The 12556-nt window shown below is 33.6% G+C and carries 13 protein-coding genes; 2 read left to right on the forward strand and 11 right to left on the reverse strand.

The features are described 5' to 3' along the window. Positions 1-29: 29 nt before the first annotated feature. On the forward strand, positions 30-743 hold the full coding sequence (locus DWX96_RS10615; RefSeq protein ID WP_118057466.1) for a lysophospholipid acyltransferase family protein: 714 nt from the start codon (positions 30-32) through the stop codon (positions 741-743). A 137-nt stretch (positions 744-880) separates the two neighbouring features. Here the strand turns inward: DWX96_RS10615 and DWX96_RS10620 are convergent, their stop codons facing one another. Together DWX96_RS10620 and DWX96_RS10625 are read right to left on the reverse strand one after the other, a co-directional pair. Continuing rightward, on the reverse strand, positions 881-1930 hold the full coding sequence (locus DWX96_RS10620) for a tyrosine-type recombinase/integrase (RefSeq protein ID WP_118057465.1): 1050 nt from the start codon (positions 1928-1930) through the stop codon (positions 881-883). After that, positions 1923-2651 carry a tRNA lysidine(34) synthetase gene (locus tag DWX96_RS10625; RefSeq protein ID WP_118057464.1) on the reverse strand — a complete coding sequence of 243 codons (729 nt, stop codon included), beginning with the start codon at positions 2649-2651 and terminating at the stop codon, positions 1923-1925. The genes DWX96_RS10620 and DWX96_RS10625 overlap by 8 nt, the downstream gene beginning before the upstream one ends. A 116-nt stretch (positions 2652-2767) precedes the next feature. On the opposite strand from DWX96_RS10625, the gene dtd reads away from it, so the two are divergent. After that, positions 2768-3217, forward strand: a complete 450-nt coding sequence (gene dtd, locus DWX96_RS10630) for a D-aminoacyl-tRNA deacylase (protein WP_117699216.1) — start codon at positions 2768-2770, stop codon at positions 3215-3217. Positions 3218-3481: 264 nt separating this feature from the next. On the opposite strand, the gene DWX96_RS10635 is transcribed toward dtd, so the two are convergent. The 9 genes from DWX96_RS10635 to DWX96_RS10675 form a co-directional block, all read right to left on the reverse strand. Next, complete coding sequence (locus tag DWX96_RS10635) at positions 3482-4747, reverse strand: hypothetical protein (RefSeq protein WP_118057463.1); 1266 nt, start codon at positions 4745-4747, stop codon at positions 3482-3484. After that, positions 4731-5693 carry an ATP-binding protein gene (locus DWX96_RS10640; protein WP_118057462.1) on the reverse strand — a complete coding sequence of 321 codons (963 nt, stop codon included), beginning with the start codon at positions 5691-5693 and terminating at the stop codon, positions 4731-4733. The genes DWX96_RS10635 and DWX96_RS10640 overlap by 17 nt, the downstream gene beginning before the upstream one ends. Positions 5694-5722: 29 nt before the next feature. Continuing rightward, positions 5723-7711, reverse strand: a complete 1989-nt coding sequence (locus DWX96_RS10645) for a DDE-type integrase/transposase/recombinase (protein ID WP_118057461.1) — start codon at positions 7709-7711, stop codon at positions 5723-5725. Continuing rightward, a complete protein-coding gene (locus DWX96_RS10650; protein WP_118057460.1) occupies positions 7684-8370 on the reverse strand; it encodes a TnsA endonuclease N-terminal domain-containing protein in 687 nt (228 codons plus the stop codon). The genes DWX96_RS10645 and DWX96_RS10650 overlap by 28 nt, the downstream gene beginning before the upstream one ends. 534 nt (positions 8371-8904) lie before the next feature. Further along, complete coding sequence (locus DWX96_RS10655; protein ID WP_022243824.1) at positions 8905-9534, reverse strand: cytidylate kinase-like family protein; 630 nt, start codon at positions 9532-9534, stop codon at positions 8905-8907. Between the two features lie 180 nt (positions 9535-9714). After that, complete coding sequence (locus DWX96_RS10660; protein WP_118057459.1) at positions 9715-10635, reverse strand: RluA family pseudouridine synthase; 921 nt, start codon at positions 10633-10635, stop codon at positions 9715-9717. 15 nt (positions 10636-10650) lie between these two features. After that, a complete protein-coding gene (lspA, locus tag DWX96_RS10665; RefSeq protein ID WP_118057458.1) occupies positions 10651-11172 on the reverse strand; it encodes a signal peptidase II in 522 nt (173 codons plus the stop codon). A 62-nt stretch (positions 11173-11234) separates the two neighbouring features. Then, positions 11235-11987 carry a YlmH family RNA-binding protein gene (locus DWX96_RS10670; protein ID WP_118057457.1) on the reverse strand — a complete coding sequence of 251 codons (753 nt, stop codon included), beginning with the start codon at positions 11985-11987 and terminating at the stop codon, positions 11235-11237. A 36-nt stretch (positions 11988-12023) separates the two neighbouring features. Beyond that, a complete protein-coding gene (locus DWX96_RS10675) occupies positions 12024-12545 on the reverse strand; it encodes a cell division protein SepF (RefSeq protein ID WP_117699220.1) in 522 nt (173 codons plus the stop codon). Positions 12546-12556: the final 11 nt, after the last annotated feature.

Raw genomic sequence — 12556 nt, forward strand, 5'->3', positions numbered from 1 at the left:
ACAAGATTAAAATATCAAGGAGTTAGAAAATGTTACGTTTTATATATGTTATTATAATGAATCTTTTTCGAGCCCCATATATTATACCGAAAATGAGAAAGTGGGCAGATCATCCGGAAAAATATTCGGAAGAGGAACGATATAAACTGGTTCGTCATGTCATTTATTTAATGAAGCGTTCCGGTAAAATCAAGACTGTAGCCTATGGCGAAGAAAATCTTCCAAAAGAAGGTGGATATGTTATGTATCCGAATCATCAGGGTAAATATGATGCTCTTGGTATCATAAGCACTCATAAGGAACCATGTTCCCTTGTTATGGACGAAGCAAAATCCCATACCATTCTGGTAAGTGAATTTGTTGACTTACTTCAGGGTAAGCGTTTAATAAAAGATAATGTCCGTCAGGCTTTGAAAATTATTACCGAAGTTTCAGAAGATGTAAAGAACGGAAAGAAATACATTCTTTTTCCGGAAGGTGGTTACGAATTCAATAACCGTAATCGTGTCTGTGATTTCAAAGCGGGTAGTTTTAAATCTGCAATAAAAGCACATGTACCAATTGTACCAATTGCGCTGATTGATTCCTACAAAGTCTTTAACAGTTTTTATCTGTGGCCAATTACTACACAGGTTCATTATTTGGAGCCGATTTATTACGAAGAGTATAAAGATATGAAATCCAAAGAAATTGCCGAATTAGTAAAACAGCGGATTCAGGATAAGATATCAAGTATTTTATAAGATTCCTTTTATTATCTTATATTAAAACAGTTTCCCTTCTGGTGATTATAAATATATTTTTACTTTTATAATACTGGAAGGGAAACTGTTTTTCTTATAAAATATTAATTATAATATAATGATAAGAATGCTTATTTTTATTCATCCCGCAAATGAATATATTTTGGAGCAGTTCTTCGACGTTCATCCTCTAAGGCCGCATAATGCTTTTTCGTGGTATTTACATCTTTATGGCCTAAGACATCAGCCACCAGGTAAATATCGCCTGTTTCGCGATATAGTGACGTTCCATAGGTACTTCTTAATTTATGCGGTGTAATATTCTTCATGGTAGTAATTAATTTTGAGTATTTTTTTACCAGATTTTCTACTGCCCGGACACCGATTCGTTTCTTCTGCAGGGAAAGGAAGAGGGCATTGGTGCTTCCTTCCACAGCTTCAATGGTATTTCTTTCTTCCAGATAATTTAAAAGGGCTGTGCGAACCTCATCACCAAAGTATACAACAACTTCAGCGCCACCTTTTCGATGCACTTTGATTCCGTTGTTACGAAAGTCTACATCTGTGATATCAAGTCCCACACATTCGGAAACACGAATTCCAGTTCCTAAAAGTAAAGTCATAATAGCAAGGTCACGACATTTGGTCTGTTCATGAAACTTTTGCTGGCGTTCGGTTAATTTTTCACCAGATTCAACTTCATCTAACAGCATAGCAACTTCATCTACATCAAGTCTCGTTATGGTTTTTTCGTGTTTTTTTGGCATCCGGACAAGCTGTGCAGGATTTTTTGTTATCATTTCTTTACAGAAATAGTAATTATAAAAGCTTCGTAAGCTTGCCAGTTTACGTGAAATGCCTCTTTCATCATTGGTATGCGCAACACCATCTTTTTCATAAACCCTTAAATAATCAAGATATTCCTCAATATCCATAGGCGAAATCTGGTCTAACAAATCGATGGTGAATTCATTTACCGGCTTTTTCGCACAAATGGGATTATTCTGATGTATAAAATCAAAAAATATACCTAAATCATATGCATAAGCCAATAGGGTCCGGGACGAAACAGACGCTTTCATTCCGATAAAAAACTCTCGGCAGAAGGGGGGCAGCTCCTTCTGAAGTTCACGTAACTTTAATTCATTTTTTGTATTTACTGATTCATAATATGCCTTTTCATTCATTGGATAATTGCCTCCAGTCTGGAATATTCCCATTTAAAATTGCTGTAAATAAACGGTTCTTTACACCAGGATGATCTTTATTAAGCTGTTGTAATAAATCCTTGGCATACTGACGCTTTGTTTTTCCATCAAATGTACATGGATTTTTAACAACAGGAAGATTGTAATGATTTTTAAAACCAATAACATCGACTTCCGGAACATACATCAGTGGCCGGATAACATCGAGATTGCTACGGTCGAGATGTGTAACAGGAGGAAATGTATAAAATCTTCCCTCGAACATAAGAGAAAGTAACATAGTTTCTATGATATCATCTTTATGATGAGCATAAGCAACCTTATTGCACCCAAGTTCTATGATAGCCTGATTTAATGCTCCTTTTCGAAGCTTGGCGCAAAGGGAGCAGGGGCTATTCTTTTTGTTCTGCTCTTTTATAATTGCCCCAATCTGTGTTGGAATAATATGATATGGCACATCCAGCTTCTGACACAATGCTTTGATTTCTGTTAAATCAAAATCCGGATATCCCAAATCAACTGTTATGGCAGTAAGTGAGTAGTACACCGGATAAAATCTGCGTAGACCAGCCAGGGCATATAGCAGCGTAAGACTGTCTTTTCCTCCGGAAATACCAACCGCAATAGAATCATTTTCTTTAATCATCTGAAAATCATCAATTGCCTTTCTGGTATAACTATATAATTTTTGAAGTTTCATGAATAGCCTCCAAGTTTTGTGTTTTACGAATACATTATACATGAAAACTACTGGAAAATCTATGTCTTTACATATATAATAGGATAAGAATATGTAATGAAAGGAATTTTAGAAGAATGAAATTCGTAATACAGCGTGTTACACATGCCAAAGTTGAAGTTGAACAGAAAATTATTGGTTCCATTCAGAATGGCTACCTGGTATTAATCGGAATTGCTGAGGATGATAATGAAGAAATTGCAGATAAATTAGTTAAAAAGCTATTGGGATTAAGGATTTTTGCAGATGAGAATGGCAAGACAAATTTAAGTCTAAAGGATGTAAATGGATCCCTCTTGTTAGTTTCACAATTTACATTATATGCAGATTGTCGTAAGGGAAATCGACCGTCCTTTGTAAATGCAGGTAATCCAGAAAAAGCTAACGAATTATATGAATATATCATTGGAAAATGTCGTGACGAAGTTCCGGACGTACAAACTGGTTCCTTTGGAGCAGATATGAAGATAACTTTGCTGAATGACGGTCCATTTACAATTATATTAGATTCAAAAGACTTGATGTAAAATCTGCTTTGTGCGTTAATATGGTATATATAGGGTGTGAGTTATCTATTCGCAAAACACAGCTTTTACGAATAATTGCTGCCATTTTAAGCCGGTCAGCGCCGACGCACGCATAAATGCCTTTGACCTATGTCAAATGAACTAAAACAGGTTCATTCATTGAAGAAACCTTGATTTTTTTGGTTCATTGCTGTTAATGTATTTTTTATTTTGTGAAGTAAATGTGGTTCATTCATGTCCAATGAACCACATTTACTTCACAATTTAATATAAAATTATATCCCCAGACTTAGTTTTGGCTACAACATAAACTGGATATTCCCAATTATGATATGTAATAAAAGATGAACTTGTGTTGGGACCCTTTTCCGGAAAATTATTTGTAAAGCAACTATATATATGATTGAAACGCGCTATAATAAACTCCTTCAAAATAATATTATATAATTCATTATACTCATCCATTGATATATCTATATAAATATAAGTTTTACGTATGAAATCAATTATAGGGGCACTAAAACGGTCCTCAAAAAATATTTCATTAATATTAATCAAAAAATTTCCCAGTTTATAATAAGGTAATTCATCAACATTATTTTTACATTGAAGTTCTCTTAATAAATACAAAACCGTTAAAAGCTCAATATTATAACCAGTAAGTTCATAACGATAATATCTATTTGAAATATGCCAACAATGCTTTAATATGATATCACGAGTATATTTAGACAAAATATATTGGTGAAGTAATTTTGACATGTTAATTTTATTGTTTGAATTATTCTTTTTAATCAAAAAACGTGGTTTACAGTTGGCTTGTCCGGAAAGCAAAATATTCTGTAATACCTGTTTTTGGGTATCATTAAATTTAATACAATCATGCGCATTATTATCTGATGTCCTATGGCCAATATACGAAACATCCAGTATATGAATACACTGATATATATTCGTTTTTTGAACATGCTTTTTAATTTCTCTGCTACTACTGCTTCCCCATGCGTTTAAGATACCATCTGCCGATGAAGGAGTCATTAATATTTTTTTGCTGCAAGTTTCGCATTGAAAAGCGCTAGTTTTAGTTATAGTTTTTCTTTTCAAAATATATGTATTTTGACATTCACATCGATATAAAAGTTTAGTATTTCCATGTAAAAAGCATTTATCAAAAAATGTTAATTGATGAAGAAATGAATGATAACCGTTCCTTATACATTTGGGGCAATATCGTATTCTGGTATCGAAAATACCATTTATATAAGTAAAATTCTTAAAAATATCTACATCTATTTTAAGAACATCTGACATTTGAGGCACAAAATAGTTTTGATTACGATAAATTAACAAATCTGTTGAAAATAATGTATAAAAACTATATCCTCCTATTTTTATTATCTTATCTAGTTGCACAGGTAATAACGCATTCACTGAACGAAATTTTTCTATACGTCCCCAAATTGATTCATATGGTATATTCCATTCGCTTTTCCAAGTATACTCTGGCTTTCGATTATCCAATTGGAACATTAAAATAGACCCTTTCTGCAGCTACATATCCTGAATTATTTATAGAATTTTCCCACATTTTTTCTGTAGGAAAATATGCTTTTTCACCTGTAATTCCATAATTATTTAAACAATACTTAATTGTATTAACGAAATACATCATAGGAATTTCCGATGCAGGTGGAATGCCTATTTTTTTCATTACTTTTAAGTATTCATCCATTAATATATTTGCACATGAAAATAAACGTTTTCCATCAAGAAATGCATCAGGGAAGAATTCTTTAGTTAAAGAAATCTGTTCACCGGCTATATCTAATGGTTGATCATAATTAGCCAAACAAATTGACATTTCTTTTGCTGATTGAATTCCATGAAACCGGCATTCCTCTACCATAAATCGTCCTACAATCTGATGCTGCTTGGCCATGATAAGTGCCTGTTTTCTGGCAATCAATTCTTCAGAACCAACTAAAAAAATATAGAGATGAATATTTTTAAGATTCAAATTATTATAGACATCCATAAGCCATTTAAAATCTTTCTCGCTAAAATTATATGCTTCATCTATAAAAAGAATTATTTTACGATACTTTGTATTACAGGCACTTGCAAATAATGAATTTAATAAACGTTCTTTAAGCATGCTTACAGTCCCTTTATCAAATTCTGGATGTCCAACAACTTTTAGTAGCTCTGAGTAGAAAAATTTATCTTTTGGTACATGTTCTGTTGCATTTAATACATATATAGGCAATTCACGTCCATATTTAGCTCTTAAAACATTGGCAATGTAAAGAATTGCACGAGTTTTTCCGATTCTAGGACGACCATATATAATTGCACCCGGAACCCCATCAGATACCCAGCGTAATACTTGACCTTGAAGTTCCATTATAGCTGGTGTTGTAATATTAAATTCGTTTGAAACAAAATAATTATCTAATGTATCTTGTGAAATTATCATTGCTTATTCTCCCATTTTTCACACAATTATTATATCAATCCTTGCCTGTATGCTTCTTCCAAAGAGCCCGCATTTATTATTGCTTCCATTTCTTCTGGTGTATAATTTTCACGTTTTCGTCTAATAGCTTCTTCATCAGATATTGTGGAATATGCATTTTGTGTATGCATTTCTTTCCCTTTTGAAGTGATTTCTTTGGAAGTAGTATTATTTGCCGTAAGTTCTTTACCCTGTTCCTGACGTATGCGAGCAGCCTTTGTTCTTGCCCTGCGTTCATTTATTGCTCGTTCATTTAACTCATTTTCCAGTTCCGTTAAAGGAGCATAAAACGGATTATTTTTCTGCTTATTATAATTAGCTAATTTTATAGCCTCTTCCCGTGTTTTTAAAGAATGTCTTCGCATTCCCCACTCTCCTACGGCAGTTAATAAGCCAAGTTCTGTACCATCTTCAAAAAAACCTTTTATAGTGCTTATATCATCAGGATTTATATCAATGATGAGTTTTTGACCAATAAGTCCCATGGATTGTGATAGTATATCATTACGATATTCAGTCCCTTTATAGGTTATGTAGGGTCTTTTGCCATTTTTAATGCTGCCACGTATAGTCTTTATCTCAGTAATATTTGTAAGTTCATATATTTTTCTTTTCATTGTTGCATCTGCAATATAAGGTTGCATTCCAGCTTCCATAATGCGGCGTTGCATACATTCAAGAGGTGTTTGATTGTCTAATGAAGAATGTGGACTATTATTATATATAGCAATAAAATATTCTGTTAATTGCGCTATATCATTAAAAGTAATTTGGTACTTAACAGAATCTTTTTCTGCATTAATTCTACGTACATCATTTATATTACTTCCTGTTGTAGACACTAGACGATGATATCCATTTTCTTCTAAAGTTTTAAACATGCGTTCAACAATACCTCTTGTTTCTGGCGTTGCTACCGATCCAAAATTTAAAGAGCAAAATAATTGTGAGCATAACTTTTCAATGATATTATCTGCCAAATGTGACTTTGCATTATCTAACATAATTGTATTTGGCATAGCCCACTCTGTTGCCGGAATTGCCAACGATGGAAAGCCATAGTTTTCAGGGTATTTCAATCCTGCAAGAGAAAATTCAATCGGCGTTTTTGGTATAATAGAATTTCTAATTGCCCGCAAAACATCTATTTGATTATAATTTTCATTACTTGTAAGACTATATCCGAGAATGCACCGAGTAGAAACATCGATAACAGCAATTAACCACATCCTCATGGCGGGCATTCTAATTAATTCTCCGTGTTTATTAATAACTTCAACGGAATACAGCATATCTATTTTGTGTCCATCAAGTTGTACTACAGAAAAAGGCACCAAAGGCGTTGGACGCATACTTCTTCCTATTCCTGTTGAGAAGTACTTTTGCTGAACATTTTTATCTGAACGTAATATTAAATTATCCGAAAAAGATATTTCTAATTTGTTTATATAATCATAAAAAGATCTACGAGCTTTATCAAACGTGTTAAATGGATATTCATAATCTTGAATTCCTATTTCACGACACTTATCAAGAAATTTATTATACAAATTTCCTATCGTAATATTTTTTTCAAAACTTTTCTTGGTATCATTAAAATATGAATTAAAAATAAATTCGTATAGTAAAGGATGCTCTAAAAGTAATTTTGAGAATGAACCGCGCCCTTTTACATTAGTTCTTTTAATGGAATCGCTTTTTAAACGTTTATATGGTATTAAGCCAGTATAACCGTATTGTTTTCCTGTTTTTTGATTGATTTTTACACATTTTCCAACTAGTTGAGAAATTTTTTGCCGTGGAATTTTTGTTAATTCCATAATTTTGATTAATGGAAAATCGTCAATATACATATCAACAGCCTGTTTACGTTTTATATAAATCTCTTTTTGTGAATTATTTAATAGTTCAATATGAACATCTGTCCAATTTTCTCGATACTTTTTTAATTCTAAAATATTGTATTTGCGTTCTCGCATAACCTAATCTCCGTTCTTTTATCTAAAGGTCTGTGTAAAATATCTATTTCAATTTTTCCTTTATAAAAAAGATATGACAAAATAACTAATTCTTGACCTCTTTCTAATATTCCTAATTCTGTTATTGTAGAAATAGTTTGTACTCCATTTGAAAGAAAATCGTATAATTTAGTTTTCGATTCAGGTGAAATTGATATATTTTGACGCAAAAGAAAAGAATGTAAAATACTTAGATTAGTAATATAATATTCACTTTTATATAATTCTTTTTCTGTTACCACCTTATACATATAGCCATGTTTGTGACACCATTCTTTTTGAAATTCTATTTGTTTTTTTGAACGTATAGATGATTTTGACGAACCCACTAAATCAGTTGAATATTTGACTTCTTGAAATTCAGTAGAACTATCGGTAAAATATACCCAAAAATCAAATACCGTTTGAGTGTTATTTGTATTTGAATCACTGATTTTCAATGGCTGCTCGCAAAAATATTCTACATTTGAATTCATTTCTAAAGAAAGAAAGTTTGCATATTCTAACATACTATATAAATGCACTTTTCTTTGTATCTTCCGACTAAATGTAATCCAATAGTCACTGCCATAATGCGTCCCTCTTGGCATATTTATGGGTGTATTATATAAATACTTCATTTAATATTGGGAACTCCCTTCTGCAAGAATGGAGAAAAAAGAATTGCATAAAATTAGCTGATGTGCTATATTAAGAAAAAATAGGTACACTTAATAAGCGCATTAACAATCTCACTTTCCTAGGGCGTAATTGTTAATGCCTTTTTTCTACATTCGTATTAAATAAATTTTACTATATTTTACACATACTGTAAATCACAAATATTTATGAACCACTTTTTCTTCATAAAAAAGCTTTAAATGAATATCAAAAGAAAAGAACCACATTTACTTCATAAATTTGTGAAGTAAATGTGGTTCTTTAAATTTTAAAATGCATATTTTTGAATGATTTTGTTATCGATGAAAGAACCAAAATTAGTTCATATAACAACCTATGCAGGCATTCCCTTATGGTTGTTTCAGAGCTTTTTATCCCCCTTTGGCAGTTCTGCTTTATAGCAAATGAGGGAAAAATATGAATGAAAAATAAAAAGTGCATGAACTCTAAAGTTTCTTTTGAAATACTTTAAAAGTTCATGCGCTTTTTGGTTTTTATTTCATAAGATATAATGCACGATACTGTAAAATCATTTCTACACATTTATCAATGCCAAGAGCGCTGCTGTCTAAGGTCAGATGATAGCTTCTTGAGTCGCCCCATTTCTTGCTGGTATAGTAATTGTAGTAGCTGGCACGCTGTTTGTCCTTTTTCTGAATTGCATCCTTTGCTTTGGATTCATTTACCTGCAATTCCGCAGCTACACGTTTTGTCCGGAATTCCTTGTCAGCATGAATAAATACATTGATGCAGTTTGGATTTTCTGCCAGTGCATAGTCGGCGCAGCGACCAACAATGACACAGGATTCTTTTTCAGCAATTTTCTTAATGGTTTCAAACTGTGCTAAAAATACTTTGTGATTTAACGGCATATCTAAAAACGGTGCGGATGAATAGCCATTTATGGAATATGTATCCATAACTAAAGAATATAAGAAACTGTTCGTTGGCTTTTCGTCCTGATTTTCAAAAATTTCACGGCAGAAACCGCTTTCTTTTGCAGCTTCCTGTAAAAGCTCTTTATCATAAAACTTTATGCCGAGACGATCTGCAACTTTCTTGCCAATTTCTCTTCCGCCACTTCCAAATTCACGTCCGATGGTTATAACAACATTATTTCCCATAGTAATCACCTCTTTATGCAAAATATATAACTTGATAAATGAATTATAACATATTTAGTGCACTATTCCTAGTTTTTTCTGAAAATAAATAGAATTTTTTAAAATTGAAAACAGCCAAACACTAAATATTACCGAAAATAATACCGGAGAAAGCATAAAAAATTGAAGAAGAATCCTGAATTAATTCTTCCTCAATTTATTTAAAAGATCTTCAAAATATTCCGGAATCGGTGCTTTAAACTCAACATATTCTCCGGTTGCCGGATGCACAAATCCAATGATATAAGCATGAAGGGTCTGTCCTTGCAGATGATATGGATTCTTCAGACTGCCATATACGGTATCGCCCAGTAAGGGATGACCAATACTTGCCATGTGAACACGAATCTGATGGGTACGTCCCGTTTCCAGTTTGAATTCCATATAAGTTGCATCTTTTAGACGCTCTATAACACGGTAATGGGTAATTGCGGTTTTCCCATTTCGTTCATTAATTGCCATTTTCTTACGGTCTTTTGGATGACGTCCGATTGCGCCTTCAATGGTGCCGGAATCTTCTTTTACAATGCCTTTTACAATGCCACGATACAGCCGGTTAACGGAATGCACTTTAATCTGTTCTGCAATCAGACGATGGCTCTGGTCATTTTTGCATATAATCAGTGAACCGGTGGTATCCTTATCAATTCGATGAACGATGCCTGGCCGGATTTCACCATTGATTCCGGAAAGATTTTCCCTGCAATGGTACATGATTGCATTTACAAGCGTTCCGCTGTAATGTCCGGGACATGGATGTACAACCATATCTTTGGGTTTATTAACGATAATTACATCATCATCTTCATACAAGATGTCTAATGGAATAGCTTCTGGTAAAATGGTTGTCTTTACCGCATCTGGTATGGTCACAGAAACCATATCTTCTATATGCATCCGATAATTTGCTTTTGATTGTGGCACATCATTGACCAATACCAGCCCGTCTTTTATCAGCTTCTGAAAGAAACTTCTGGACTGTTCCGGGTAGATAGCAGCCAGAAACTTATCCAGACGTTCCTCTTCATATTCATCTGTAACTTCAAAAGTTTCCTTATGCATAAAAGAAATTTCCCCCTACTCTTCCGCTTTTTTGTTCTTCATAAATGGGAAAATCTGACCTAATTCCTCTTCCTTATAATAAAACAGCATCAGCAGAATAAAGAGAATACATGCTACTACCACATAAATATCTGCAACATTAAAAATTGGGAAATTAATTAGCTTAAAATAAAAGAAATCAATGACATACTGGTGTACAACACGGTCAATCATATTTCCAATAGCACCGGCAACAATCAGTACAGCAACAATGCGGATTGGTGTAAATCTTTTCGTCAGTGGAATATTATGATAAAGAATTATCACTATTACAAGGAAAATCAATGTCCCAATCACAAAAAAAGTTTTCTTTCCCTGCATAATACCAAAGGCTGCCCCCTGATTTTCAAGATACTGCAATTCAAAAACGTTCTTAATAATTGGAATTGCAGCCTGTCCTTTGAGATGAAGCACGGCTAAATATTTTGCTATCTGGTCGAGAAAAAGCAATACTGCTGTACTCAATATAGTAATTATATACATGATTTTCTTATTCATAAATCTATCGCCTTTCGTCTTTTTTATGAAACATACTGCCGGAAGTGGATTTTCATCATTAATCAAACATACTGCCGGAAACGGATTTTCATCTTACTTTTCTTTGTGGTGCCAATTTCCCCATCAAAAATGAATTTTCCGGTGCCCCGGATGGAAATCACATCTTTTTGTTTACATAAGTATGTGTTATGTAAACACTCTGCACCATTGATAAAAATTTTACCGGATTGTATCAGCACAACCGACTGGCTTCTTGATTTTCCACTCATGGCAGCTATCACACTATCTAAGCGATTCGATGCCACAATTTTTTCGAATTCTTTTAATTCTGGCTCCACTGCCATAGCTGATGGTTCTTCTAAAACACAATGTACTATAGTATGACATACCTGTTGAAGTTCCTCGGCTATGTAATCGGCAATTTCCCTTTTTACAAAAAGGTAAGCATTATTATCCTTTATCAGAATGTCTCCCAGCTTCTCTCTTGCAATGCCAAGATTCATCAATGCTCCCAATACATCACGGTGGGAAATTGTATCTGCAAATTTCGGATAAGCCGGTGCGATTTCAATACATTTAATTGGATAACTCCATTCATAATAAAGAGCATCAGGAAGAAAAGCTGCTATCTGACGCTCTGCATAAAAACAGCCGCCCGATAATTCATAGGTAATTCCCAATGATCCGGCGCAGCTATTTAAGATATTCTGTTCATTCAGGGTAAGAAAATCGCTGAAACAGACAATCCCCTTGCGTTGTGCCTGCTGGAACAAGTCCAGGAAGCGTTTTTTTATTAATTGTTCATCCTGCATCATAGCTATATCACATCATATATTTTGATTGTAATACTATTAACGAAAATCTGTCTGAATGGATGAACCGGAGAAGCTGTCTAAAATCTCCTGGAAGTCACCTGAAATATCAACAGATTCCGGTGTAATAATAAAGATATAATTGGATATCTTCTGCAAATTCCCATTGATTGCATAACAGGAACCAGAGGTAAAGTCAATAATTCTCTGGGCAATCTCAACATCCAGACCCTCTACATTCAATACAACGGTACGGTTCATAAGAAGAGTCTCCGTAATCTCTCTTGCATCCTCAAAAGAGGTTGGCTTAATCACACAGACTGCCATATTACCATTCTGCTTCCGGCTGCTGCGCATTGGAGTAATCTTGCTGACTGCCTTTGGTTTCTCCTTTACAACAGGCTCATCGAAATCGTCATCCTCTTCCTCATGCTTATGGAAAAGCTTTTTCTTTGGCTTTTCTTCTTCCTCATCATCATAATAATCGTCATCATAGAAATCATCATCGTCATCATCTGAGTTCAAACGCATAACATCCATAAATTTATCAAAAAGACCCATTGTTCATTCTC

The sequence above is a fragment of the Roseburia sp. AF22-2LB genome, assembly GCF_003461125.1.
GTDB classification, from domain to species: Bacteria; Bacillota; Clostridia; order Lachnospirales; family Lachnospiraceae; genus Roseburia_C; species Roseburia_C amylophila.